General features: G+C 71.7%; 18 protein-coding genes. 9 read left to right on the top strand and 9 right to left on the bottom strand.

Features of this window, described 5'->3' with window-relative positions; genetic code table 11:
* Positions 1-100: 100 nt before the first annotated feature.
* Positions 101-1,924 (bottom strand): translation elongation factor 4, encoded by a 1,824-nt coding sequence (lepA, locus tag ACZ6QO_RS04305; protein WP_465847533.1) that lies wholly within the window; start codon positions 1,922-1,924, stop codon positions 101-103.
* 384 nt (positions 1,925-2,308) lie between these two features.
* Between lepA and rpsT the strand changes: the two genes are divergently transcribed.
* The 5 genes from rpsT to ACZ6QO_RS04280 all read left to right on the top strand — a co-directional run bounded on the left by rpsT (position 2,309) and on the right by ACZ6QO_RS04280 (position 10,887).
* A complete protein-coding gene (gene rpsT / locus ACZ6QO_RS04300) occupies positions 2,309-2,581 on the top strand; it encodes a 30S ribosomal protein S20 (protein WP_465847532.1) in 273 nt (90 codons plus the stop codon).
* Positions 2,582-2,926: 345 nt separating this feature from the next.
* Positions 2,927-6,262, top strand: coding sequence for an ABC transporter permease (locus ACZ6QO_RS04295; RefSeq protein ID WP_465847530.1), 3,336 nt, complete (start codon positions 2,927-2,929; stop codon positions 6,260-6,262).
* Complete coding sequence (locus tag ACZ6QO_RS04290; protein WP_465847529.1) at positions 6,259-8,958, top strand: FtsX-like permease family protein; 2,700 nt, start codon at positions 6,259-6,261, stop codon at positions 8,956-8,958. The genes ACZ6QO_RS04295 and ACZ6QO_RS04290 overlap by 4 nt, the downstream gene beginning before the upstream one ends.
* 34 nt (positions 8,959-8,992) lie before the next feature.
* Complete coding sequence (locus ACZ6QO_RS04285) at positions 8,993-9,958, top strand: ABC transporter ATP-binding protein (protein WP_465847527.1); 966 nt, start codon at positions 8,993-8,995, stop codon at positions 9,956-9,958.
* 179 nt (positions 9,959-10,137) lie between these two features.
* A complete protein-coding gene (locus ACZ6QO_RS04280; protein ID WP_465847526.1) occupies positions 10,138-10,887 on the top strand; it encodes an ABC transporter ATP-binding protein in 750 nt (249 codons plus the stop codon).
* 118 nt (positions 10,888-11,005) lie between these two features.
* On the opposite strand, the gene holA is transcribed toward ACZ6QO_RS04280, so the two are convergent.
* Positions 11,006-11,974, bottom strand: a complete 969-nt coding sequence (gene holA, locus ACZ6QO_RS04275; RefSeq protein WP_465847524.1) for a DNA polymerase III subunit delta — start codon at positions 11,972-11,974, stop codon at positions 11,006-11,008.
* 324 nt (positions 11,975-12,298) lie between these two features.
* Here holA and ACZ6QO_RS04270 point away from each other — a divergent pair, with 324 nt between their 5' ends.
* Positions 12,299-12,445 carry a hypothetical protein gene (locus ACZ6QO_RS04270; RefSeq protein ID WP_465847522.1) on the top strand — a complete coding sequence of 49 codons (147 nt, stop codon included), beginning with the start codon at positions 12,299-12,301 and terminating at the stop codon, positions 12,443-12,445.
* A 58-nt stretch (positions 12,446-12,503) separates the two neighbouring features.
* Here the strand turns inward: ACZ6QO_RS04270 and ACZ6QO_RS04265 are convergent, their stop codons facing one another.
* The 7 genes from ACZ6QO_RS04265 to ACZ6QO_RS04235 form a co-directional block, all read right to left on the bottom strand.
* Complete coding sequence (locus ACZ6QO_RS04265; RefSeq protein ID WP_465847520.1) at positions 12,504-14,633, bottom strand: ComEC/Rec2 family competence protein; 2,130 nt, start codon at positions 14,631-14,633, stop codon at positions 12,504-12,506.
* A 398-nt stretch (positions 14,634-15,031) separates the two neighbouring features.
* Positions 15,032-15,706 carry a ComEA family DNA-binding protein gene (locus ACZ6QO_RS04260; protein ID WP_465847518.1) on the bottom strand — a complete coding sequence of 225 codons (675 nt, stop codon included), beginning with the start codon at positions 15,704-15,706 and terminating at the stop codon, positions 15,032-15,034.
* A 721-nt stretch (positions 15,707-16,427) separates the two neighbouring features.
* Positions 16,428-16,712 (bottom strand): hypothetical protein, encoded by a 285-nt coding sequence (locus tag ACZ6QO_RS04255; RefSeq protein WP_465847516.1) that lies wholly within the window; start codon positions 16,710-16,712, stop codon positions 16,428-16,430.
* Between the two features lie 161 nt (positions 16,713-16,873).
* Positions 16,874-17,770 (bottom strand): DegV family protein, encoded by an 897-nt coding sequence (locus ACZ6QO_RS04250; RefSeq protein ID WP_465847514.1) that lies wholly within the window; start codon positions 17,768-17,770, stop codon positions 16,874-16,876.
* A gap of 93 nt (positions 17,771-17,863) precedes the next feature.
* Positions 17,864-19,072, bottom strand: a complete 1,209-nt coding sequence (locus tag ACZ6QO_RS04245) for an amidohydrolase family protein (protein ID WP_465847512.1) — start codon at positions 19,070-19,072, stop codon at positions 17,864-17,866.
* A gap of 883 nt (positions 19,073-19,955) precedes the next feature.
* Positions 19,956-21,362 carry a GTPase HflX gene (gene hflX / locus ACZ6QO_RS04240; protein WP_465847510.1) on the bottom strand — a complete coding sequence of 469 codons (1,407 nt, stop codon included), beginning with the start codon at positions 21,360-21,362 and terminating at the stop codon, positions 19,956-19,958.
* 205 nt (positions 21,363-21,567) lie between these two features.
* Positions 21,568-22,323, bottom strand: a complete 756-nt coding sequence (locus tag ACZ6QO_RS04235) for a DUF4097 family beta strand repeat-containing protein (protein ID WP_465847508.1) — start codon at positions 22,321-22,323, stop codon at positions 21,568-21,570.
* A gap of 164 nt (positions 22,324-22,487) precedes the next feature.
* Between ACZ6QO_RS04235 and aceB the strand changes: the two genes are divergently transcribed.
* Genes aceB through ACZ6QO_RS04220 form a run of 3 tightly spaced genes read left to right on the top strand, consistent with a single transcriptional unit; the run spans position 22,488 to position 26,880 of the window.
* Entirely contained in the window at positions 22,488-24,077 is a 1,590-nt protein-coding gene (aceB, locus tag ACZ6QO_RS04230; RefSeq protein WP_465847507.1) for a malate synthase A, read from the top strand.
* Positions 24,074-25,528 (top strand): FAD-linked oxidase C-terminal domain-containing protein, encoded by a 1,455-nt coding sequence (locus ACZ6QO_RS04225; protein WP_465847505.1) that lies wholly within the window; start codon positions 24,074-24,076, stop codon positions 25,526-25,528. The genes aceB and ACZ6QO_RS04225 overlap by 4 nt, the downstream gene beginning before the upstream one ends.
* Complete coding sequence (locus tag ACZ6QO_RS04220) at positions 25,528-26,880, top strand: FAD-binding oxidoreductase (RefSeq protein ID WP_465847503.1); 1,353 nt, start codon at positions 25,528-25,530, stop codon at positions 26,878-26,880. Before ACZ6QO_RS04225 ends, ACZ6QO_RS04220 begins: the two co-directional genes overlap by 1 nt.
* Positions 26,881-26,887: the final 7 nt, after the last annotated feature.

Here is a 26,887-nt window from a genome sequence, read left to right as displayed (position 1 = left end):
ACACGCCACACCACCCTCCCCCCCCACTCCCCCCCCCTCCCCCCCCTCCCCCCCCCCCCCCCCCCCCCCCCCCCCCCCCCCCCCCCCCCCGAGCCGGTCGCTACTTCTTGGCCTTGTCGGTGCTGTTCTCGGTGGACAGGGCGGCGACGAAGGCTTCCTGGGGGACCTCGACGCGGCCCACCATCTTCATGCGCTTCTTGCCTTCCTTCTGCTTCTCCAGCAGCTTGCGCTTGCGGCTGATGTCGCCGCCGTAGCACTTGGCCAGCACGTCCTTGCGGATGGCGCGGATGTTCTCGCGGGCGATCACCCGGGCGCCGATGGCCGCCTGGATGGGCACCTCGAACTGCTGGCGCGGGATGAGCTCCCTGAGCTTCTTGGCCATCTCGACGCCGTAGGCGTAGGCCTTGTCGCGGTGGACGATGGCGCTGAAGGCGTCGACCGCCTCGCCCTGCAGCAGGATGTCGACCTTGACCAGGTCGGCCTCCTGCTCGCCGGACGGCTCGTAGTCGAGGGAGGCGTACCCGCGGGTGCGGGACTTGAGCTGGTCGAAGAAGTCGAAGATGATCTCGCCGAGCGGCAGCGTGTAGCGGATCTCGACGCGGTCCTCCGACAGGTAGTCCATGCCGAGGAGCGAGCCGCGGCGGCCCTGGCAGAGCTCCATGATGGCGCCGATGTGGTCGGCCGGCGACAGCAGCGTGGCCTTCACCACCGGCTCGTAGATCTCGGCGATCTTGCCGGCCGGGAACTCGGAGGGGTTGGTGACGACGTTCTCCTTGCCGTCCTCCATGATCACCCGGTAGATGACGTTGGGGGCCGTGGAGATGAGCGAGAGGTTGAACTCGCGCTCCAGCCGCTCACGGACGATCTCCATGTGGAGCAGGCCGAGGAAGCCGCAGCGGAAGCCGAAGCCCAGCGCGGCGGAGGTCTCGGGCTCGTAGACCAGCGCCGCGTCGTTCAGCTGCAGCTTGTCCAGGGCCTCGCGCAGCTCGGGGTAGTCGTCGCCGTCGATGGGATACAGGCCGGAGTACACCATCGGCCTGGGATGCTCGTACCCGCCGAGGGCCTCCTTCGCCGGGCGCGCGGTGGTGGTGACCGTGTCGCCGACGCGGGCCTGCCGGACGTCCTTGACCCCGGTGATCAGGTAGCCGACCTCGCCCACGCCCAGCGCCGTGGACGGCACCGGCTCGGGCGAGATGACGCCGATCTCCAGCGTCTCGTGCGCGGCGCCGGTGGACATCATGATCGTGCGCTCGCGCTTGGAGAGCTGCCCGTCGATGACCCGGACGTAGGTGACCACGCCGCGGTAGGTGTCGTACACCGAGTCGAAGATCAGCGCCCTGGCGGGGGCCGCGGCGTCGCCGACCGGGGCCGGCACCTGCGTGACGACGTGGTCGAGCAGCTCGCGCACGCCCTCGCCGGTCTTGCCGGACACCCTCAGCACGTCGGAGGGGTCGCAGCCGATGAGCCCCGCGAGTTCTTCGGCGTACTTGTCCGGCTGGGCGGCCGGCAGGTCGATCTTGTTGAGCACCGGGATGATGTGCAGATCGGCGCTCATCGCCAGGTAGAGGTTGGCGAGCGTCTGGGCCTCGATGCCCTGGGCGGCGTCGACCAGCAGCACCGCGCCCTCGCACGCCTCCAGCGACCGCGACACCTCGTAGGTGAAGTCGACGTGGCCGGGCGTGTCGATCATGTTGAGCACGTGCCCGTCCCACGGCAGCCGGACGGCCTGCGACTTGATGGTGATGCCGCGCTCGCGCTCGATGTCCATGCGGTCGAGATACTGGGCGCGCATCTGCCGGGCGTCGACAACACCGGTCAGCTGCAGCATCCGGTCGGCAAGCGTTGACTTGCCATGGTCGATGTGCGCGATGATGCAGAAGTTGCGGATCAGCGCGGGGTCGGTCTGGCCAGGCTGGATGGGCACCGGTGTCCGTTTCGGCAGGTTCGACGTTTAATCGGAGGCTGGCGGGCCAGCCGCCCCATGGTGGCACGCTTGGGTGGTCACCCAGGCAGCGTCACCCGGACTGCGGGCCTGACAGCAGATCGGCGCGGCCACGCGCACCCGTGGGCCGCCCGCCCCCGAAGGGCCGGATCGCCTGCCGGGCGTGTCGGTGCCGCGCTTCGCCCCCCAGTTTACCGGGCACCAAGACCGTCGAGCTCTTCACTGCGCTAGGATGAGGCCGCAGGCGTGTGCCGTGGTCTGTCGATTTTGGTGCGACCCCGGCATGTTGTTATCCTGTTCAACTGCGTGTGGCGCGCCCTCTCTGCCCGCGCGCCCCATCCGACCGACTTTCACCGAGGCTTCTTCGTGGCGAACATCAAGTCCCAGATCAAGCGCAACCGACAGAACGAGAAGGCCCGGCTGCGCAACAAGGCCGTCAAGTCGTCCCTGAAGACGGCGGTCCGCAAGTTCCGCGAGGCCGCCGAGCAGGGCAACGCGCAGGAGGCCGCGGTCCTCATGCGCGCCGCCTCGCGTCAGCTCGACAAGGCTGTCAGCAAGGGCGTCATCCACAAGAACCAGGCGGCCAACCGCAAGTCGGCCATCGCCAAGCGCGTCGCCGCCCTGCAGCCCGCCGAGTGATCCTCCGGGCATCCGCCCGGACGATCCAGCCGGACCACCTGCCCGGCATCCCATAACGCCGTGTCCACCAAGGACGCGGCGTTTGGCATGTCCGCACACCCCCCGCCACGCCCGCACCCCGGCCAACGCCCCCGCTTCCGGCCCTCGCCACGGACAGCCCCCCGCCCCCATCCGAGGCGCATCCGGTGCTGGGGCGTTACACCGCGAATTGTCACAATTTCGGGATAACACCGCCGTTGCCAGGCGATATCGGGTCCGTCACCTTCTCTCCCCACCCCTGCTTATCCGTCAAAACCGCCCTTATGGTGCATAAAACGCGAACGGCACACAAGGAAGGCGGGGTTCATGCGGGGGCGGACACCATTGGTGCTGCGGCGCGCCTTCAGCGAACCTCTACTGCTCTTCGCGGCGTTCGGTTCGATCCTGCTGGCGACGACCACGCTCGTCGCGCTCACCATGTACGCCTCGTCGATCGCACAGGTGGGCGTGCGCCGGGCGATGGAGACGGCGGCCGCCGACCTCACGGCGATCCGCGTCGGCGCCCCCGTCCAGCAGGCCACCTTCCCCGGGATCGACCGGGCGGTCCGCGACCGGATGGCCGAGCGCGTACGGGACGGCGGCGCCGCGGTGCCGCAGCGGGTGACGTTCAGCGCCCGCTCCGACTCCTACGCCATGCCCGGGCAGGAACGCCGCAAGCAGCCGGAGCTCACCCGGTTCGGCACCTATGAGGGCATCGAGGACTCCGCTCGGCTCGTCACCGGTTCGTGGCCGCGCGCCTCAACGGCGGGGACGGTCGAGGTGGCGGTCTCCGAGCCCGCCGCCCAGGCGATGAACCTGGCCGCGGGCGACGCGTTCACCGTCGTCGGCCGGCTGGACCACAAGCGCGTGTCCGCGAAGGTCACCGGAATCTTCCAGCTCCTGGACCCCTACTCCGACCGCTGGAACGCCGAGGACCTGCTGCGCAAGGGCGCCGACCGCGGCAACTACACCACCTACGGCCCCCTCATGGTGCCGAGGGAGACCTTCCTCGCACGGTTCACCGGCACCAGCGTCGCCGCCACCTGGACCTCCCAGCCCGACCTGCGCAGGCTGCCGCCCGAGCGGCTGCGCCCGTTCGCCGCCTCGGTGGCGGCGCTGGACGGCGACCTGAAGCGTGACTGCTCGTCGTGCACCACCTTCACCCGGCTGCCGGACATGCTCACCCAGCTCGACCAGGCCGCGCTGGTCGCGCGGTCGACCATGCTGGTGCCGGTGCTGCAACTGCTGCTGCTCGCCGCGTACGCGCTGGTGCTGACCGCGCGGCTGCTGGCCGACCACCGGCGGATGGAGGTGGCGCTGCTGCGCTCGCGCGGAGCGGGAAGCCTGCGCCTGGCAGCGCTCACCGGGGCCGAGGCGCTGCTGGTGGCCGTCCCCTGCGCGATCGTCGCCCCGTTCCTCGCGCCCGCGCTGCTCGGCCTGGTCAACACGATCCCGTGGATCCAGGCGGCGGGCGTGCGGATCACCCCGAGGCCGGACGCGGCGACCTTCGCGATCGCGGCCGGCGTGGCGCTGGCCTGCGCCGTGCTGCTCGCCCTCCCCGCGCTGCGCGGCGCCCGCCGCACCTACGTCGAGGAGCAGGCCGTGCGCGGCCGTGGCGACCGCCAGGGCCTGCTGGAGCGGGCCGGCGGCGACGTCGCCCTGCTCGCGGTCGCCGCGCTGGCGATCTGGCAGCTCCAGCACTACGGCGCGCCGGTGACCGCCACCACCGGCGGCGACCTCGGCATCGACCCGCTGATCGTCACCGGCCCCGCGCTGGCGCTGCTGTGCGGCGGCATGCTCGGCCTGCGGCTGGTGCCCCGGGTCTCCCGCCTCGCGGCACGGTTCACCACACGGCGTCCCTCGCTCGCGCCCGCCCTCGGCGCGTGGCAGGTGAGCCGCCGCCCCCTCCGCTACTCCGGGCCCGCCTTGCTGCTCACCATGGCGGTGGCGATCGGCGTGGTCTCGATGGCGACCGCCGCCACCTGGCGGAGCTCGCAGGTCGACCAGGCGCGCCACCAGGCGGCGGCCGACCTGCGGGTCTCGGGGCCGCTGGAGTCCCCCGAACTGGGGCCGCTCGGCCGCGGCGCCACCTACGGCGCCCTCGCCGGGGTGACGGCCATCAGCCCCGTCTACCGGGGGGTCACCTCGTTCTCGGGGTCCAACCCCACCCTGATCGCCCTCGACGCCGCCAAGCTGGAGCGCCTGCTCATGCTGCGCCCCGACCTGTCCTCGGAGTCGATCCAGGCCATCGCGGCGCGCCTGACCGCGGGGCGTCCCAAGGTCCCCGGCCTGCCGCTGCCCGGCGAACCCAAGACGCTGTCGATGACCGCCCGGTTCACCCTGGACCGTCCCGCCACGCGGCCCGAGTACGACGGGCTGCGGGTGCATCTGCTGCTGTCCGACGCGCTCGGCGCCCACCGTGACGTCCAGATCGGGCCGCTGCCCGCCGACGGCCGGCCGCATCGCGTCACCGTCGACCTGGCCTCGCTGGCCGGCCGGGCCGGGGCGCTCAGCTACCCGCTGAGCCTGCGCGGGTTCCTCATGGACGTGCCGGTGCCCGAGCGCGGCAGCGGCCTGACGCTGACGCTGAACGACGCCAGGACCGACGGCGGCGCCGCGGTCGTCCTGCCCAAGTCGCTGCGCTGGGGCCCCGTCGTGCGCGGCGAGGGCCACGTCAAGGACCCGAAGGCGGCGTCCTCCGGCGGCGCCGGGAGCTCCGGACCCGCGCTGCTGAACCTCACCGTCCCCCCGCCCAAGGCGCAGCAGCCTCCCCAGGCGGGCGACCCCGAGCACCTCGCCCTCGCGGTGACGCCCGCCGGCCTGCCCGACGCCGATCTGCTCCCGCACGCGGACGGCTCCGCGGGCGCCGTCTTCCGGCCGATCCCCATGGTGCTCACCGCCGACCTGGCCCGCGACCAGAACCTGACCCCGGGCAAGACCGCCACGATCAACATGGAGGGCGAGCAACTGGACATCGAGGTGGCGGGCATCGTGGAGTCGATGCCGGGCACGCCGGCCGGCGCGTCCGCCGTTCTCGCCGACCTGCCGACCATCCTCACCAGGGACGTCCTCGGCGCCCGGACGCCGCGCGCGGTGGGCGAGTGGTGGATGGCCACCCGGGACGGCGACACCGCCGCGGCGGCGGCCGAACTGACCCGCCACCCCGAATGGGACCAGACCGTGGTGGACCTCGGCTCGCTGACCCAGCGGCTCAGGGACGACCCGCTCGCCAGCGGCCTGCAGGGAGCCCTCATCCTCGGCTTCGTCGCCGCGCTGATCTTCGCGGTGCTCGGGTTCGTGGTCAACGCCGCCGTCGCGGCGCGCGAGCGGACGGCCGAGTTCGCGATCCTGCGCGCTCTCGGCATGAGCTTCCGGCAGATCTTCGGACTGCTGGCCGTCGAGCAGACCTTTCTCATCGGGTTGTCGCTGGTGGGCGGAACGCTGCTGGCCGTGGCGGTCGCGGGTCTCGTCGTCCCGCACATCGTGCTGACCGGCCAGGCGGTCTCGGTGACGCCGTCGGTGCTCCTCGACATCCCATGGCCGGCCACCATCGCGCTGCTCGCCGTGGTCGCCGCCCTGCTGTTCACGGTCGTGGCCGGCCTCGCCCGGTCGCTCCGCCGGCAGGGTCTCGGCCGGGCACTGCGGATCGGAGATGACCGATGAACCCGCTGCTCCTGCTCAAGATCCACCGGGGCGCGGCCACCGTCCTGGCGCTGCTGGCGCTCAGCGCGACGCTGCTGGTGTGCACGCTTCCCCGGGCGTTCGAACGGTCCTACGACGGGGCGCTGCACGGCGTCCTGGACGACACCGCCGCCACCCTGACCGACGTCACGGTCAGCATGCGGGCGCCCAGCACGAGCCCGCTCACCACCGTGGACGCCTTCGCGGCGGGCGACCGGCACTTCCGCGGCATCCTGCCGCCTGAGGTGGCGGAAACGCTGTACCACGGGCCCGGCGACCGCAGCCACTACGGCGCCAAGACCACCGGCACCCCCGTCGCGGGCCGCCTGGACCGCGGGCACCGCCCGTTCCAGTACGTCGACATGGCCTGGGTGTCGGGCACCGACCAGCGGATCCGGTACGTGGCGGGCGCGCCGCCGGGAGCGCCCGCCACCCTGGCGAGCGTCCCGGGCCATCCCGAGATCAAGGACATCACGCTCTTCGAGATCGCGCTGTCCAAGCAGGCGTCCGACAAGATGGGCATCCCGGTCGGCACGACGCTCATCCTCGGCAACAGCCGTCCCTCGCTCGCGAAGGTCACCGGCGTGTACGAGGCCCTGGCCCCGCGCGACCGCTTCTGGGACCACAACCACGACATGCTCACCGTGACCGTCCGGCGCCAGCCCTCGATGGACATCGAGGAGCACTACATCACCAGCCTGACGAGCCCCGCGTCGCTGACCAAGCTCAGCGGCGAGGCCAGGGAGCTCGACTACCGGTGGATCTTCGCCGTGGACAACCACGCGATCACCGCGCGCAACGCCGGCTCGGTGATCGACGGCATCGGCGCGTACCTGCGGACGATCGTCGGCGACACCGCCGGCCCCGTCCCCTACAACCCGCGGATCGGCGTCGCCCCCTACCAGCTCAAGACCGCGCTGCCCGAGGTGCTGTCCGGCTTCCTCGATCAGCTCAGCACCGCCCAGACGCTGATGTTCCTCATTCTCGGTGGCCTGGTCACGGTGGCCGTGGGCGTCCTCGCCCTGGCCGTGCAACTCATGGCCGAGCGCATGCGCACCGGCCTGACGCTGGCCCGCGCGCGCGGCGCCTCGCTGCGCCAGATCGTGCTGACCGGCACCGCCGTGATCGCCATGGCGCTGGTGCCGCCCGTACTGGCCGGCTACGCGCTGGCGTTCGCCTACCCCGGCCCGGCCACCGCGGCCGTGCACTCCGGGCCGCTGCTGATCACCCTGGTCACGCTCGCGTTCACCGCCGCGCGCCTGGCCACCGGGCACCGCAGGCCGATCGAGGACCGCCGCGACGACGTGGTCGCGCGCCGCCCGTCGCCGCGACGCGTCGCCCTGGAGGTCGTGGTCATCGTGCTGGCCCTGGCCGGCGCGTACCTGCTGCGCACCCGCGGGCTCACCACCCAGACGCTGCGGCGCGGCGCCGACCCGTTCCTCATGCTCGTCCCCGCCGCGCTCACCGTCGCCGCCGCGCTCATCACGCTGCGCTGCTACCCCTACCCGCTGCGCCTGATCGTGTGGGCCGCCGGGCGCGCGCGCTCCGCCGTCCCGTTCGTCGGGATGACCCTGGCGGCGCGCGCCAGGTCGGTCACCGCGCTGCCCGTGCTCATCCTGCTGCCCGCGCTCACCGTCTCGGTGTACGGGGCCGTCGTCGGCGAGGGCCTGGACGCGACGCAGCGGCTCGCCGCCTGGCACGCCACCGGAGCCGCCGCGCGGGTGGAGTCCTCGGCCGAGCTGCCCGCGGGCGTCATCGAACGGGTGCGGCACGTCCGCGGCGTCAAGACCGTCATCCCGGCGGACAAGGGCACGGCCCAGGTGGGTCTCAGCGGCAGGACCGCGACCGTCCTCGCCGTGGACCTGGAGGCGTACCGCCGGGCCATGGCCGGGACCCCGCTCGACATCCCGCACGCCCCGGCCGGCATGGCCGCCCCCGCCATCCCGGCCCTGGTGTCCCCCGACCTGGCCAACCTGTCCTCCTTCGAGATCGGCTGGCACGTCCGCATGAAGCTCACCAAGGCGGGGGTCATCAGCGGAGGACTCCCCGGCGTGAGTTTCACGGAGAACAATCTGATCGTGGTCCCCTACGACGCCTCCAAGCGGGCGGGTGCGCGGATCTACACCAGCATGCTGCTCATCGAGGGCGATGACATCGACGGCGCCGAGCTCAGGGCGGCCACCGGCCACCGTGACAGCATCCTGGTGTCCACCTTTACCGACTCGCTGCGCAAGATCACCGCGGCGCCGCTGGCCGGCACGATCATGACCAGCTTCCGCGTCGTCACCGTCGCCCTGGCCGCGTACGCGCTGCTCACCGTGATCATCTCCCTGGTGATCGGCGCCGCCGACCGGGCGCGCGTGCTGTCCTACCTGCGCACACTCGGCCTGTCAGAACGCCAGGCGTCCACCCTGACCGTCCTGGAGATAGCCCCGTTGATCGTGCTCACCGCGTGCGCCGGCCTGCTGCTCGGCCTCGCGCTGCCCTCAGCGCTCGGGTCCGCCATCGACCTTCGCGCCTACGCGGGCGCGCTGACCGTCGGCGACTACCGGCTCAGCCCCACCACGCCCGTCCTGCTGGCCGCCGGGCTGGCCGCCGTCTCCGTGCTCGGCGCGTTCCTGCACGCGCGGATCGGCGGCCGCCGATCACTCGGCTCGGCACTCAGGGTGGGCGAATGACCCGCCACACCGACACCGCCCACGGGGAGGCACCGTGAACACATCGGGCGCAGTGGACACCGGCGGGACGGTGGACACTCCCACACTCTCGGAACTGGAGGCCCAGGCCGCCCAGGCCGGGCCCGTGTTCGGCGAGCACGCGCACATCCTGTGCGACAACCTGGTGCGCATCTACAAGACCGAGGGCGTCGAGGTCGTCGCCCTCCAGGGACTCGACCTGCTCATCGAGAAGGGGGAGCTGATCGCCATGGTGGGCGCGTCGGGCTCCGGCAAGTCCACGCTGCTCAACGTGCTGTCCGGGCTGGACGTGCCGACCGCCGGCGTCGCCCGCGTGGGCGGCACCGACCTGCTGTCCATGACGGCCAAGGACCGCCTGCGCTACCGGCGCGAGGTCGTCGGCTTCATCTGGCAGCAGACGGCGCGCAACCTGCTGCCCTACCTCACCGCCCGCGAGAACGTCCGGCTGCCCATGAAGCTGGCCGGCAAGCGCGCCGGGGCTGCTCGCGCCGACGAGCTGCTCGAACTACTCGGCGTGGCGTACTGCGCCGGCAGGAAGCCGGGCGAGATGTCCGGCGGAGAGCAGCAGCGGGTGGCCATCGCCGTCGCGCTGGCGAACTCCCCTCAGGTCATCCTGGCCGACGAACCGACCGGCGAGCTGGACACCGAGAACTCCGAACAGGTCTTCGCGGCGCTGCGCCGGGCCAACCGCGAGCTCGGCGTCACCGGCGTGATCGTCACCCACGACGCGCTCGTCTCCGAGCAGGTCGACCGGACCGTCGGCATCCGCGACGGGCGCACCAGCAGCGAGACGCTCCGCCGCGCCTCCTCGGACGGCGAGATCATCGCCGAGGAGTACGCCGTCCTGGACCGGGTCGGGCGCCTGCAGCTTCCCAGGGACTTCACCAACGCCCTGGCCATGGAACGCCGCGTACGACTGGAGCTCGAACGCGACCACATCGGAGTATGGCCCGACAAGCCGCAACCGGGGGACACCGAATGAGCACCCACCCCAACACCCCAGCAACACCCCCCACCCCGCACCACTCCCCCACGACGAACCCCACAACCGGCTCCACGTCCGCCCGCGAGGCGGCTCCCGCGCCCCTCCCCGAGGCGGCCCACCACACGGCCGGATCTCCCGCGGCCGCAGCCGGATCTGCTGTGGCGGCGGGATCTGCTGTGGCACAGACCGAGGTAGGCGGGGACCGTACCCCTTCTCCCACCTCGAACGGCGAGCCGCTGGTCGTCGTCCAAGGACTTCGCAAGGTCTACAACAGCGGACCCAAGGCGGTCGTGGCCCTCGGCGACGTCTCCTTCGACGCCTACCCCGGCGAACTGATCGCGATCAGGGGCCGCTCCGGCTCAGGGAAGACCACGCTGCTCAACCAGATCGGCGGCCTCGACCGTCCCGACAGCGGCCGGGTCACCGTCGCCGGGCGCGTCGTCACGGAACTGCCCGAGACCGGCCTGCTGGAGCTGCGCCGAGACGTCATCGGCTTCGTCTTCCAGTCGTTCGGCCTGATCCCGGTGCTGTCCGCGGCCGAGAACGTCGGGGTGCCCATGCGGCTGTCCCGCACCGCCGGCGCCGAACGGGACGAACGCGTACGAATGCTCCTCTCGCTGGTCGGCCTGGAGAAGCACATGAACCAGCGGCCCTACGAGCTCTCCGGCGGGCAGCAGCAACGCGTGGCGATCGCGCGGGCCCTGGCCAACAAGCCGCGTCTGCTGATCGCCGACGAGCCGACCGGGCAGCTCGACTCGCAGACGGGACGCCAGATCATGCAACTGCTGCGCGCTCTGGTGCGCAGCGAAGGAGTGACCGCCCTGGTCGCCACGCACGACCCGGCCCTCATGACCCTGGCCGACCGCGTCCTCCAACTCCACGACGGCGCCCTCGTAACCCCCGACCTCGCCCCCACCCCCACCTGAAACCCCCGGGAAGGCAACACCACGGCGAAGCCACGGCCGGGGCCCGAACGATGTCGCCGGCGCCGCCCCGCGCGGGGCGGCCGGCGCCGGAGACATGGATCGAGACTGGATCGCGTGGTCAGCGGCCGGTGCGGCTGGCGACGATCACCTGCACCGTGCGCTCCAGAGCGTAGGCGGGGTCGGTCCCGCCGCCCTTGACCTGCTCGTCGGCCAGGGCCACGGCCTGCACGGCCCGCGCGATGCCCTCAGGACCCCAGCCGTTGAGCTGGCGCTTCACCCGGTCGATCTTCCACGGGGGCATGCCCACATGACTGGCCAGTTGCCCGCCACGCAGGTTGCGCGGAGCGCTGCCGACCTTGGCGAGCGACCGTACCCCTCCGGCCAGCGCGCTCACGATCAGGACGGGCGCGACCCCGGTCGCGAGCGCCCACCGCAGCTGCTCCAGCGCCTCACCGAGCCGGCCCTCGACCGCCTTGTCGGCGACCGTGAACCCGCTGACCTCCGCCCGGCCCCGGTGGTACCGCGCGACGGCCGCCTCGTCGATCGCCTTACCCGGAGTGTCGAACGCGAGCTGGCCGCACGCGGCGGCGAGTTCGCGCAGGTCGTTGCCCACGGCGTCCAGCAACGCCTGTGCGGCGTCGCCGCTGATCGACCGTCCGGCGTTCCTCATCTCGTTCTTGACGAAGTCCAGTCGTTCCCCCGCCTTGGTCAGCTTGGTGACCGTGACGACGGCCGCACCGGCCTTCTTGACCCCGTCGACGAGGGCCTTGCCCTTCACCCCGCCCGGATGCACCAGGACGACCACCGCGTCCTCAGAGGGATTCTTGGTGTACGCCACGATCTCGGCGATGACGTCCTTGCCGAGATCCTGCGCCGACCGGAACACCACGACGGAGCGGTCACCGAACAGGGACGGCGAGGTCAGGCGGGTCAGCTCGCCCGGCTCCACCTTGCCGCCGAACAGATCGTGAACCTTGATCTCCGGGTCGCCCGCCCGCGCGGCCGCGATGATCGATGTCACCGCGCGATCGGCGAGCAGTTCTTCATCACCGACGACGAGGCTCACGGGTGCTGGTTGCGTCGCCATGCGAGCAGCATCCCACGCTCAGACCACCGTGGGGCAACCGGACGTCACCCGTCCACCCCACTCACCCGACCCACTCGCCCGGCGACTCCCATCCGGCCGGCACCCCGCAGCGCGCCACCCACCTTCGCGCACCGGGCCGCACCTGGGTCACCAATCATGATGAAGCGCCTAAAAGTAAAAAACCAACGCTCAATGGCAAAGCCTCAGTCCCACGGTTCACATCGCGTACCACGCGCAACGCTGCAAGTCATCGGCAATCAAACTGCAGGTAGTGTCGGGCATGTTAGAGGCAACGAAAAGCGGAAGAGGGAGGTGAATTCCACCATGAACAAGCGCCACCATAGCTGCCCTCGATGCGGAGCCGTGCTGGACGAGGGTCCCATCCTGTACCGCTGCGCGCCGTGCCGTCGTTCGGTGTATGCCGCCGACCTCGACACCGAGTTCCACACGCACAACACCGCACAGCGCTGACCAGTCAGCCCAAGATAGCCCGGCCCGTGGCAGGCCACTTCTCGGCGGCCCCGGGTTCTCAGCGGCCTCGGGGCACGATCGCGAGACGACCATGATCGGATACGACGGCCACGTCGCCTTGCAGGTCCGTCCGGTAGACGTGCATGCCGAGGTCGTGCAGGCGCCGCATCGTCAGCGGGGCGGGATGGCCGTAGTCGTTGTCCGCGCCGACGCTGATCAGCGCCGCCCGGGCGCCCGTGGCGGCGAGGAACTCCGGATCCTGCCGCGCCGAGCCGTGATGGGGCACCTTGAGGATGTCGGCCCGCGGCAGACCCCGGCGTAACAGCTCGGTTTGTGCCTCGATCTCGACGTCCCCGGACAGCAGAGCCGAGCCGGACGCCCATCGCGCGTGCACGACGACGCTCGCGTTGTTGGCCATGGAGCCTTCTCCGGGGCCCGCCGACATCGCCTCTCTCACCGGCCCGATGATGCGCAACTCCACCGGTCCGAGGCGCCAGCTCATCCCCGGCGAGGCCACCCATGCGGGGACGCGTCGGCGTCCGAGATCGGCCGACACCCGGGCGCTCTCCTGACGCGGCTCGTCACCCGGACTGACCACCACGGCCCCGACCCGACGGCCGCGGAACACGCCGTCCAGCCCTCCCACATGGTCGAAGTGCGGGTGGGTGAGGATGACAAGGGGCACCTGCTCGATGCCGAGCGCGCGCAGACATCGGTCGACGGACGTGGGTTCGGGCCCGGCGTCGACCACCACGGCCCTGCCTCGGCCCGCTGACAAGACGAGCGCGTCTCCCTGTCCGATGTCGCAGCTCACCATGAGCCAGTCGCGCGGCGGCCAAGGCGCCACGACCGGCCGGAGGAAGACCACGGCGACCACGACGCCGACCGCGATGGCGCCCACGATGAGCCGCAGAGCCGCGCGACGTAGCACCACCCACCCCACCGCCGCCAGGGCGACCAGCAGGAGCAGGCCGATCACCCCGCCAGGCCACGGCAGCGTGGCCACGGGAACCCCGGCCGCCTGGCGGGCCACCAGGATGATCCAGCCGACCGCATACCCGGCGGGCCGGACGAGCCACCGCGCGGTCTCGAGGTGGACGGGCGCCACGACCGAGGCGGCGAACCCGAGTATCGTCGCCGGGGCCACCGCCGGCCCGGCGAGCAGGTTGGCCGGGATCGCCACGGGCTCCAGTTCGCCGGCCATCACCACCAGCAACGGCGTCACGGCCGCCTGCGCCGCGCAGGGCACCGCTATCGCCTCGGCCGCCATGCGCGGCATCCGCCGGGACATGCGGTCACGCCACCTGGGCGCCAGCGCCAGGATGCCCCCGGTGGCGAAGACCGACAGCGCGAAACCGTACTCGGCGGCGAGCGCCGGGTCGAAGAGGATCAGCCCGAGGACGGCGGCCGAGAGAGCGGTGACGCCGTCTCCTGGGCGTCCGGTACCGAGGGCCACCGCGGCCACCGAACCCATCACCAGCGCCCGGAGCACGCTCGGCGAAGGCCGCGCGACGACGGCGAATCCCACCATCGCCGCGATGGTGACGATCGCCCGGACTGCCAGCGGCAGCCCGGCCAACCGCCCGAACGCGAGCACGGTGCCGGCGACGATGGCCAGGTTGGCCCCGGAAACGGCGGTCAGGTGGCTCAGGCCCGCCGTTCTGAGATCGTGCCTGACCTGCTCGTCCATGTGGGACAGATCGCCGACGACGAGCCCGGGCAGAAGCCCTCGTTCGGCCGGCGGCAGCACGGCACAGGCTTGCCTCAGTCCCTCGCGAAGGGCGGCGGCCACGCGCTGCGGCGGCGAAGGCCCGCTCAGCACCTTCGGAGGTTCGCCCGCCAGAAGCACCGCGGCCGTCAGCTCATCCGGATCAGGGGGTGCGAGCCGGCCTTGGAGGCGGATCCGCTGGCTGGGCAGCAGCGACGCCCAGCCGGCCGCGCCCCGGGCGAACACCACCACCGGCGCGGCCGTTCCGATGCGAATGCCGGGGGCTTCGACGCGCCCCACCGTGCCCTCGACGATGACCCGCTCTCGCCGTACCGACCCGCGCCCGCCGGGTAGGACACGGGGATCATCGGTGAGCGACATCTCGACCGTGACCACCGCCCGCTTCTGCGCGAGATCGACGAGCGGTCCTGAGGTCACCGCATGTACCCGGAAGGCCACCACCCCGGCGACGGCCGCCACACAGCCAAGGACTCCAAGAAGCGTGTGCCTCCACCCACACCACCCCCTTCGCCCCGCCTCCCCACCTCCCGAACCAGCCGACGCACGGACCCCGGCCCTCCACCCACACCACGCCCCTCCCCTCGCCTCTCCGCCTCTCAAATCAGCCGGCGCATGGACTCCGGCCCTCCACCCATTTCGCCCCGCCTCGCCACTTCGCCTGGCCTCTCCGCCTCTCGTGCCGGACGACGCGCGGAGCCGGATCAGAGGGCGACGGCGGACGGCGATGACGGCCATCCCGATCAGGGCGCTGATGCCCGTGATGACGCCGGTCGTGACCGTGCACCTCAGCAGCGCTAGAGCCGTCCCCCAGGCGGCGAGCGCCGGTACCACCAACCGCAGGTCTCCCCCGCCGGTCGTCATACGTGGACCTTGTCGCGAAGGTCGGCGAACTTGCGGGCGCCGATGCCGGTGACCTCACGGAGTTGATCGACACTCTGGAAGCCCGCGTGGCCCTGACGGAACTCGATGATGCGGCCGGCGAGGACCTCTCCGACTCCTGGCAGGTCTTCCAACTGGCTCGCGGTCGCGGTGTTCAGATCGAGCGGCGTACCTGGCCCGGCGACGGGATCGGCGCCGGGAGCAGTGCCTGACCCGGGCGTATTTGATTGACCGACCACGATCTGTTCCCCGTCGATCAGCTTCCTGGCGAGGTTGAGCGGACCGGCCTCGGCCCCCGCCCGGACACCTCCCGCCGCCGTGAGGGCGTCGGCCACTCGCGATCCACCGGGAAGCGTGACCACACCGGGCTTGCGCACCTTCCCGGTGACATGAACGAGAACCTGAATGGACGGCGTGGGCCTCGGCGCGATGGCGGGCGTCGCCGATGCCAGGACCGGCTGGGCGCCGGATGGGATCGGCGGGCTCAGTTGCTCGGCCTGCGGCCGGGCCCGCCAGGCGTAGACGCCCGCCGCCAGGACCGCGAGAAGGCCCAGCACCACCAGCACGCGCATGCCCGGCCGGCCGGGGTCGATGCGCGCCCCGTGCTCACCGACAAGATCGGCCAGCCGGGCGCGCAACGACAGAGCCGGCATCGGCTCCGACCGCAGGCGACCCGCCGGCGCCGCCTGCCCGTACGTGGATTCACCGACATGAGGGGACGAACTCTCGCCGTCCAGAACGGGATCAGTGGTGCGCGGCGACATCCTGCCGTCTCGGACGGTGTCGTCCCCGGCATGGGGGGCCGGGGGTTCTGAGTCGCTCGTGGTCGTCAGTCGAGGTGGATGGCGGTGATCAGGGTCGGCAGGGTGGTCATGGGGCGGCGGGATCGCAGCCAGGCGACGCCGGCCGAGAGGGCTGAGAGCGTGCAGGCGCGACTCGCCGACATCGCTCAGTTGGGACCTGTCCGCTGTTCTCACGCCGTGGACGTTAGGCCGCCCAGCCACCGTCGATGCGCCCCGAACACCATTCTGTGGATAAGCGAACCGGAAAACCCCTCGGTCCACAGGAGCGACCGCGACCGCAGTCAGTGCGCTGCCATCACGCATGCCCACCGGGCCGAACGCCGTACAACGGCGCCGACACCGCCGTACCACGACCCGCCGACCCGGCGCCGGTCACACCCAGCACCCACCGGGGTGAACCCCCGCACCGGCGAGGTCGGGGGCTACTACCGCACCATACGATCCGCTGACTCGGCGCGATAACGCCGTACCACGGTCCGCTGGTCGGTGGTGGTCGGGTTCGTCGGTTGGTGGTGGGCGCGTTTGGTGGCTGTTGGGGGCGGTGGCCGTGTGGCTTTGGAGGGCGTGGGGGTTAGTGGTCGGCTTCCAAGGGGTGGGTTTCTTGGGTGAAGGTGATGATGATGTCTTTGCCGTTGGCGTAGCTGGTTACGGGGCGTTGGAGCATGTCGCTGACCCGGCGGGCCACCGCCTGGAAGAGCTCCACCATGTCCGGGGTTTCGGCGGTCACCCGGAAACGACCGCTGCTGACGAGGTGGTGGGCGACCAACTGGGAGAAGCTCACTTCGCTGCGTGCCCTCTCGTCCGCGCTGAGAGGGGTGCGCCGAGGCGCGGGACTGGTGCTGGAGGGGTGGTGCATCGCTGTGCTCCTTGTGATCGCCGTCCGTCCGGCATGTCATCGTCACCTCCCCTTCGGGTGGTCACCCGATGGGTTGGTGGCAGGGCGGGAGTCGCCGGCCGGGACGGACAGGGGGTCGGCTCTGGTGTTCGGGAACGAGTGGCTCGGGCGGGCGTTACGAATCACATCGGTGGACCGGGGTCCGGGCCTGTGGGTGAGGATGGCTGGTCGGGGAGGGCGGGGGCGACGGTGATGCCGAGCATGCCGGGGCCCACGTGTACGCCGACGACCGCGCCGACCTCCACCACGCGCAGCCGCGCCAGGGCCGGGATGCGCCTGGACAGGCGGTCGGCCAGCGTGCGTGCCCGATCGGCGGCGACGAGGTGGTGTACGGCGACGTCGACCCGTTCGTCACCCGCCGCCCGTACCGCCAGGTCTTCGAGCCTGGCGATCGCTCTGCCGGCGGTGCGCACCTTCTCCAGCGGCGCGATGGCGCCGTTGGAGATGTGCAGCAGCGGCTTGATCGAGAGCGCGGATCCGAGGAGGTTCGCCGCGGCGCCGATGCGGCCTCCCCTGCGCAGATGTTCGAGGGTGTCGACATAGAAGAAGCTCTCGGTGGCCTCCGCGCACGCCTTGGCGACCGCCGTGACCTCGGTGCGCGTGGAGCCCTCGCGGGCCGCCCGCGCCGCCGCGAGCACCGGGAAGCCGAGCCCCATGGCCAGCGAGCCGCTGTCCACGACGTCGACCGGGATGATGGCCTCCGCGGCGGCGACGCGCGCGGACTCGACCGTGCCGGACATCTCGGCGGACAGGTGGATGGAGACCACCCCCGTGGCACCCTGTGCCGCGGCGAGCTCGTACGCGTCGGCGAAGCGCTGCGGGGACGGGCGGGAGGTGGAGACGGGCGACCATTGGCGCAGCGCGGCGGCGACGCCATCGGCGTCGATCTCGGCCACGTCGTCCAGCGCGCGCCCTCCCACGACCACCTGCAGAGGGATCACGATGACGCCCAGCAGCCGGGCCTCCTCGGCGTCGAGGTAGGCGGTGGAATCGGTGACCACGGCGACCGCTTGGGACATGACCGAAGGCTACCCGCCACCGTCCCGTCCGGCGCCGCCGGACCGCCTCCGGTTCGACCCGAGGCGGAAGGCTGGGCGCGGAACGGGAGGGGGTTACTGGACGGGAGTGCCGCCGCGCCAGACACGGCGGGGCTTGAGGCCGAAGCCCCAGGCGAAGGCGCCCTCGTGGTCGGCATCCCACTGGACGATGTCGGCCAGCCGGCCCGGAGTGAGCACGCCGCGGTCGGGGGCGCCGAGGACGGTCGCCCCGCCGAGCGTGGCGGCGCGCAGGGCGTCACCGACGCTGATGCCGAACGCGGCCACCGCCAGGCTGATCACCAGCGACATCGAGGTGATGCCGCAGTGGCCAGGGTTGTGGTCGCTGCCGAGGGCCACCGTGACGCCCTGGGCGAGCATCCGGCGCACCGGAGGCAGGTTGCCCTGCTGGAGGGCCGTTCCGGGGCACACGACCGCGGGCACGCCGTACCGGGCGAGAAGCGCGATGTCCTCGTCGGTGGTGTTGTGCAGCAGGTCGGCCGACGCGCAGCCGAGTTCGGAGGCGAGTTGGACGGCGCCGCGTCGCTTGTGGGCGCCGGCGTGGATGCGCGGCAGCAGGCCCACGTTGCGGCCGGAGGCGAGCACCCAGCGGGCCTCGTCGGTGGTGAAGTGGCCGTCGTCGCAGTAGACGTCGACGCTGTCGGCGCCCGCCGCGGCGGCGTCGGCGCACCAGGAGCCGACGGCCTCGACGTAGTCGCGCTGACGCCCGAAGTACTCGGGCGGCACCACGTGCGCGGCGAGGAACGTGACGTGGACCCGCGGCATCATCGGCTCTTTCTCGAGCTCGCGCAGCAGCCGCACGTCGGCCAGCTCGCCGTCGCGGGTGAGGTGGTAGCCGGTCTTGGCCTCGACGGTGGTGGTGCCGTTGAGCAGCCAGTCGCGCAGGCGCTCGCGCACGCCGTTGCACAAGGTCCACGGGTCGGTGCCGCGGGTGACCGTGACGGTGGAGCCGATGCCGCCGCCCGCGGCGGTGATCGCGCTCGGCGTCGAGCCGCCCGAGCGCATGGCCAGCTCGGCGTAACGGTTGCCGGCGTACACCGGGTGGGTGTGCGCGTCGATGAGCCCCGGAGTCACCAGGGAGCCGCCGAGGTTCTCGACGTGATCGACGTCCGTGATGTCGTCCACGACACCGGGCACCGTCTGCGGCAGATCGGCGGCACGGCCGACCCACGCGATGCGGTCGTTGTGGACGAGGATCGCGGCGTTGCTGCAGACATCGTTGCCGGTCCACAGCCGGCCGATGTTCGTGAGTAGCCGCACCGTCATGGCATCACCGCCCGGCCCAGGGCCGTAGAAGCATCCGGGAACGACGCCGGAGCCCACGTGGTGCCGGGCGCCACGCCCGCTGGGTCCGCTCCGTTTCCGGACGTCATTGGGGGGTCTCCTGATCTCATCCGCACTGGTGTGCGATGACGGTATCGCCCGGATCTTGGCCGGGCGATTTCAGTTCAGTTACGTTATTTCACAGGTCGGCTCGATGTACAGGGTTATCGAGAAGAACGGCGGTTCATCTCCCCTGCTTCGCGTCGAGGCCTCTACACCCCGGCATGTCGGAAATCTGTCCCCGGGAACGCCTGGTGCCGACCTAGCCCCTGCTGTAGCAGCAGTCACACGCGTCATCATGCGAAACCAGCGCCAGAATGTCTTGTCAGGGTGTCCATATCGTAGCAATAATCAAGCCCCGCGGGCCACAGCCACCTTCCTGCGCCTTTGCGAGGTTTCTCTACGGCGTCATACTTTTGTACCTTTTTAGGTGGTTCAGTCCGATATGCACCGTTTGCCGCCACCCCCCGGACAGCGGAACCATCTTCGATGTCATACCGGGCCAAGCCGCCGGCAACACCGCGCCAAGCCCTCCCCCAGCGCGTCATCTCGGCTCATCGACCCCCGCCGGCGGCCCGAAGGCCGTCTCGACGGTTCAAAAGGCTACCAGGACGATCACCAGGCGGGGCGGTATTACGCGAGAATGTCCTCAGCCGGGCACCGCGCGTAGCGTCCACCGTTTCACGCCGGTCGGCCGAACACCGGCGAACACCGGCGAACACGACGGAACGCGGCGGATCACCGCCGAGGTGCACCCGCCGGCCGTTCGGCGAGGTGGGCCGGGACCGGGTGACCCCGGCGGGGGCTGGACGGCCCCCGACCGGGATCAGACGGTTTCGACCGGCTTGGCGGTGCGTTCGAGCTCCGCGTACAGAGCGGAAGGCACGTGCGCGTGCAGGACGGTGCCGTCGCCCGTGTGGTCGACCGACCGCACCTCGCCCTCCTTGTGCGCGCGGGCGATGAGGTCGCCGCGCTCGTAGGGGACCAGCACGTGGACCTCGTGGTCGAGCCGGGGAAGCTCGCGCTCGATCATGGCGAGCAGCTCGTCGATGCCCGCGCCGGTGCGGGCCGAGACGACCACGCTGTGGCGCTCGCGCGTGGCCAGCCGGGCCAGCATCACCGGGTCGGCGGCGTCCGCCTTGTTGACCACCACGATCTCGGGGATGTCGCCCACCCCGTCGATGTCGGCGAGCACCTCGCGCACGGCCGCGATCTGCGACTCGGGGTCGGGGTGCGAGCCGTCCACGACGTGCAGGATCAGGTCGGCGTCGCCGACCTCCTCCAGCGTGGAGCGGAACGCCTCGACCAGCTGGTGCGGCAGGTGCCGGACGAACCCGACGGTGTCGGCGAGCGTGAACAGCCTGCCGTCGGGCGTGCGGGCCCGGCGCACCGTGGGGTCGAGCGTGGCGAACAGCGCGTCCTCCACGAGCACCCCCGCGCCGGTGAGGCGGTTGAGCAGGGACGACTTGCCGGCGTTGGTGTAACCGGCGATCGCCACCGCCGGCACCTCGCGCCGCGACCTGCGGGAACGCATGGTCTCGCGCGCGGTGGACATGCCGCTGATCTGCCGGCGCAGCTTGGACATGCGCTCGCGGATGCGGCGGCGGTCCAGCTCGATCTTGGTCTCACCGGGGCCGCGGCCGCCGATGCCGACGCCTCCGGCCGCCCGGCCGCCGACCTGGCGGGACAGGTTGCCACCCCAGCCTCGCAGCCGGGGCAGCAGGTAGCTGAGCTGCGCCAGCTCGACCTGGGCCTTGCCCTCGCGGCTCTTGGCGTGCTGGGCGAAGATGTCGAGGATCAGGGCCGTACGGTCGATGACCTTGACCTTGACGACCTCTTCGAGCTGGCGGAGCTGGCCGGGGGTCAGCTCGCCGTCGCAGATCACGGTGTCGGCGCCGGTGGACTCCACGATGTCGCGCAGCTCGACGGCCTTGCCCGAGCCGATGTACGTGGCGGAGTCGGGACGCTGGCGCCGCTGGATGAGCCCTTCCAGGACCTGGGACCCGGCGGTCTCGGCCAGCAGTTTGAGCTCGGCCAGGGAGTTTTCGGCGTCGACGACGGTTCCGCCGGTCCAGACGCCGACCAGGACGACCCGCTCGAGGCGGAGCTGCCGGTATTCGACTTCGGTGATGTCCTGAAGCTCGGTCGACAGCCCGGCGACGCGCCGTAGTGCCTGCCGCTCTTCGAGGTCGTAGTCACCGGTGGCGAGGTCTTCGTAGGACTCGTTGTACATATACGTCTTCTCTGTGGCTATGGTCGCGCTCCTCAGCGCTCGTGGGTCACCGTTCGCGGGTAGACCGCTCCGTTCAATTCAACACGGGGACCCCGCCGGTGTCTTCCCTCGAATGGTGCCACGTCGGCCACCCGGATTCACCTTGTTATCGCCGCCGTGATCGCCGCCGTGATCGCCGCCGTGATCGCCGCTCCCGCGCCCGCGCTCAGGTGGCGAGCACGTTGGCGTCGCCGGAACCGGTCCGGACGACGATGGTGCGGGGCGCGGAGTCGTCGTCGGTGACGTCGACCTTCCTGTCGCCGGAGCCGGTGCCCACGGTGACGTTGTACGCCCCTCCCGGCACGCGCACGGTGCCGTCGCCCGACCCGGTCTGGACGTCGACCTTGTCCGGCGTGGCGGTGAAGCGGAGCTCGATGTCTCCGGAGCCGGCCTCGGCGATCGCCTCCTTGCCGCCCAGCCCGTTGGCGTCGATCGTGCCCGACCCGGTGCCCACGTCGACCGCTCCCGACAGCGCCCGCAAGGTGATGTCGCCCGACCCGCTCTTCAGTTTGACCCGGACCCCGCGCGGGACCTCGATCAGGTAGTCCACGCCGCAGTTCCAGCCGGGGTCGGGGCAGGTGTAGTCGAGGTTGAGCGTGTCGCCGTCGACGGGGTGCCGGGTGACGGGCTTGCCGCTCTTCCAGTAGAGCTTCTCCGTCACGTGGAACCCGGACCGGTCGGACTCGGTCACCTCGATGTTCCCCGCGCCGCTGGCGACGCGGAGCACGGACGGCTTCCCGGTCACGTCGTAGGCGTTGGTCTCGTTCTTGTCGGGACGGCCGAGGTCGGTCAGGCCGCACGAGGTGAGCAGCAGTCCCGCGCCGAGCGCGGCCCCGGCCGCCATGACGCGCCCCGGGCGCTTGGACAGGCGTGCCGAGCCGGTGCGGGGGGAGGGGTTCGCGGAGGACGTCGGATTCTTCATGGTTCAAGATTGCTGGCCGCTGATCCCGGAGCCCATCGGGGAAGGCCCGGAGACGCCCCTTAGCGGCCCCTCAGGGGGACCTGACATTGACCCCCGAGTCCGGCGGCGGGTAGCGTCGATTCCACAATCCAGAAGCATTTTTCCGCATCATGGAAAGGTCGGCCATGGAAGGCGTTGAGATCACCGGTCCCTCGATGGACCGCTTCGACGAGATCCTCACCCCTGAGGCCCTGCGCTTCGTGGCCACCCTGCAACGGGAGTTCGACGGGCGCAGGCGCGAGCTGCTGGACGCCCGGCAGGCCCGGCAGGCCGAGCTTTCCGCGGGCGGCACGCTCGACTTCCTGCCCGAGACCAAGGCCGTCCGCGAGGACGACTCCTGGCGGGTGGCCGAGCCCGCGCCCGGTCTGGTGGACCGCCGGGTCGAGATCACCGGGCCGGTCGACCGGAAGATGACCATCAACGCCCTCAACTCCGGCGCCAAGGTGTGGCTCGCCGACTTCGAGGACGCCAACTCCCCCCTCTGGGAGAACGTCGTGGGCGGCCAGCTCAACCTGCGCGACGCCCTCGACCGTACGATCGACTTCGAGGCGGGCGGCAAGGCCTACGCGCTGCGTCCCGACGAGGAGCTCGCCACGATCGTGGTCCGTCCCCGGGGCTGGCACCTGACCGAGAAGCACGTCCTGGTGGACGGCGAGCCGTTCTCGGCCTCGATCTTCGACTTCGGCCTCTACTTCTTCCACTGCGCGCGGCGCCAGATCGACAAGGGCAGGGGCCCGTACTTCTACCTGCCCAAGATCGAGTCTCACCTGGAGGCCCGGCTCTGGAACGACGTGTTCACCCGCGCCCAGGAGCTGCTCGGCGTCCCGCACGGCACCATCAGGGCCACCGTCCTCATCGAGACCTACCCGGCCGCGTTCGAGATGGAGGAGATCCTCTACGAGCTGCGCGACCACTCGGCGGGGCTGAACGCCGGGCGCTGGGACTACCTGTTCAGCGTGATCAAGAAGTTCCGCACCCGCGGCGCGGAGTTCCTGCTGCCCGAGCGCAACGCCGTGACCATGACCGCGCCGTTCATGCGCGCCTACACCGAGCTGCTGGTGCGCACCTGCCACCGGCGCGGCGCGCACGCCATCGGGGGCATGGCCGCGTTCATCCCCTCCCGGCGCGATCCCGAGGTGAACAAGGTCGCCCTGGAGAAGGTCCGCGCCGACAAGACCCGCGAGTCCGGCGACGGGTTCGACGGGTCCTGGGTGGCCCACCCCGACCTGGTGCCGATCTGCCGGGAGGTCTTCGACTCCGTCCTCGGCGACCGGCCGAACCAGCTCGACCGGCTGCGCGAGGACGTCGTGGTCTCGGCCGCCGACCTGCTCGCCGTCTCCAAGACGCCGGGCGACATCACCGAGGCCGGCCTGCGCAACAACGTGGACGTGGCCCTGCGATACCTGGCCGCCTGGATGGGCGGCAGCGGCGCGGTGGGCATCCACAACCTCATGGAGGACGCCGCCACGGCCGAGATCTCCCGCTCGCAGATCTGGCAGTGGGTGCACAACGGCATCGAGCTGGCCGACACCGGCGAGGTGGTGACCAAGGAGCTCGTCGAGCGGGTCATCGCCGAGGAACTGGACAAGATCCGCCAGGAGCCGGGCTTCGACGGGTCCCTTTACGGGCAGGCGGCCGAGCTGTTCACCGAGGTGGCGCTGGACGACGACTTCGCCGACTTCCTCACCCTCCCCGCGTACGCCCGGATGCCATGACGCCGGCGACGGCCGAGCTGTCCGGCCGCCTCACGTCCATCCTCGGGCCCGACGCGGTGATCACCGACCCGGTGCGGCTGCGCACCTACGAGTGCGACGGGCTCACCTACCACCGCGCTACCCCGGCCGTCGTCGTCCTGCCCGAGACGGCCGAGCAGGTCGCGGCCGTGGTGAGGCTGTGCGACGAGACCGGCACGCCGTTCGTGGCGCGCGGCTCGGGCACCGGCCTGTCCGGCGGGGCGCTGCCCCGCACCGACGGCGTGCTCATCGTGACCTCCCGCATGCGCCGCATCATCAAGATCGACGTCGCCGACCGGCTGGCCGTGGTCGAGCCGGGCGTGACCAACCTGGCGATCAGCGAGGCGGCCCGCCCGTACGGCTACTACTACGCGCCCGACCCCTCCAGCCAGCAGGTGTGCTCGATCGGCGGCAACGTCGCCGAGAACTCCGGCGGCGCCCACTGCCTGAAGTACGGCTTCACCGTCAACCACGTCCTTGCGGTGGAGCTGGTCACCCCCGACGGCGACATCGTCGAGCTGGACGCGATGGACCCCGGGTACGACCTGCTCGGAGCGTTCATCGGCTCGGAGGGCACGCTGGGCGTCGCCACCAAGATCACCGTACGGCTGTCGCGCGTCCCCGAGACGGTGACCACGCTGCTGGCCGCGTTCACCACCGTCGAGGAGGGCGGGCGCGCGGTGTCGTCCATCATCGGCGCGGGCATCGTCCCCGCGGCGATCGAGATGATGGACGCGCTGGCCATCGAGGCCGCGGAGGCGGCGGTGCGCTGCGAGTACCCCGCGGGGGCGGGCGCGGTGCTGATCGTCGAGCTGGACGGCCCGGCACCGGAGGTCGCCCACCAGTTCACCCAGGTGGAGGCCATCTGCCGCGACACCGGCGCCTTCGAGCTGCGCGTCGCCGACGACCCGGCCGAGCGGGCCGCCATCTGGCGGGGACGCAAGTCGGCGTTCGCGGCCGTGGGGCGCATCAGCCCGGCCTATCTGGTGCAGGACGGGGTGGTGCCGCGCACCGCGCTGCCCGAGGTGCTGGCGGGCATCGAGCGGCTGTCGCGGCGGTACGACATCCGGGTGGCCAACGTCTTCCACGCGGGGGACGGCAACCTGCACCCTCTGGTGCTGTTCGACGACGCCGAGGAGGGGGCGGGCGAGCGGGCCGAGCGGGTGTCCGGCGAGATCCTCGACCTGTGCATCGAGAACGGCGGGTCGATCACCGGAGAGCACGGTGTCGGTGTGGACAAATCCCGATATATGCCAAAGATGTTCTCGTCGGAGGATCTGGACACCATGCAACTCGTCCGCTGCGCCTTCGACCCGAAGAACCTGTCCAACCCCGGCAAGATCTTCCCCACCCCGCGGCTGTGCGGCGAGGTTCCGGGCGTGCGCAAGGGCGTGCACCCGCTGGTGGCCTCCGGAGAGGCGGAGCTGTTCTGATGGCCCTTGCCCCTGAGGAGGCCCTGGCCGCGAGCGGCGCGACCGTCCGCGCGGCCACCCCGGACGACGCGGCGACCCGGGCGCCCGGCCTGGGCCGGCTGGCACCCCGCTGGGTCGCGCTGCCGGAATCCACCGGCCAGGTGGCCGCCGTCATGCGCGCCGCCGCCGAGCACGGGCTCGCCGTGGTCGCCGAGGGCGCGGGCACCAAGCTCGGCTGGGGACCGCCGCCCGAGCGGTGCGACCTGCTGCTGAACACCGGCCGCATGGACCGCGTCCTGGAGCACGCCGCGGGCGACCTGGTCGCGCGGGTGCAGGCCGGCGTGCGGACGGACGCGCTCGCCGGCGTGCTCGCCGCGGCCGGTCAGGAACTGGCCCTGGACGTCCCCGTCGAAGGCGCCACCGTCGGCGGCACGCTCGCCACCGCGACCGCGGGCCCGCGCCGCCTGCGCTACGGCACCGCGCGCGACCTGCTGATCGGCATCACGGTCGTGCTGGCCGACGGCACCGTCGCCCGCTCGGGCGGCAAGGTCGTCAAGAACGTCGCGGGCTATGACCTGGGCAAACTGTTCACCGGCTCGCTCGGCACGCTCGGCGTCATCACCGAGGCCACCGTGCGCCTCCACCCGCTGCCGGCCGCGCGGGCCTGGATCAGCGCCACCGTCCCTGGGCTTGACCGGCTCCCCGACCTCGGCGCCCTGGCCGGCTCGCAGACCGAGCCGAGCGCCGTGGAGATCGACCGGCCCGACGTGCGGGGCCCGGTGACCGTCGCCGCGCTGTTCGAGGGCGTGGCGGCCGCCGAGCGCGCCAAGGCCGCAGCCGGGCTGCTGGGCGCCACGACCATGGTCGCCCCGGAGCCGCCCGCCTGGTGGGGCCGGCTCCCCGGCGAGGAGTTCCTGCTGGAGATGCGCGTCCGCCCCGGCGCCGCCGTCCCGGCCCTGGCCGCGGTGGCCCGTTCGGCGCGGGAGGCCGGCGACCTGCCGGTGCGCCTGCGCGGGTCGGCCGCCTCGGCCGTCGTCCACCTCGCGCTGCCCTCGGACACCGCCCCGGCGCGGGCGCGGACGTTCGTGTCGGCGCTGCGTTCCGAGCTGGCCGCGCACGGCGGCAGACTGGTGGTGTGGACCGCACCGGCGGACGCGGCCGGCCTGCTCGACCGCTGGGGCCCGGTCGGGGCCGCCACGCTCATGCGGCGGGTCAAAGAGCGCTTCGACCCCGGCGGCCTGCTGTCTCCGGGACGGCTGCCCGGGGGCGACAAGCCGTCCGAGGGTGACACGCCGTCCGGGAGCCACACGCCATATGAGGGTGACGCGCCGTCCGAGAGTGGCCCGCCGTCCAGGGGGCGGGAACGCGCGTGAGGAGCTT

Source organism: Sphaerisporangium sp. NPDC049457 (assembly GCF_055586705.1).
Note: the sequence above shows the minus strand (reverse complement) of the source record. Positions and strands in the feature narration are given on the sequence as shown.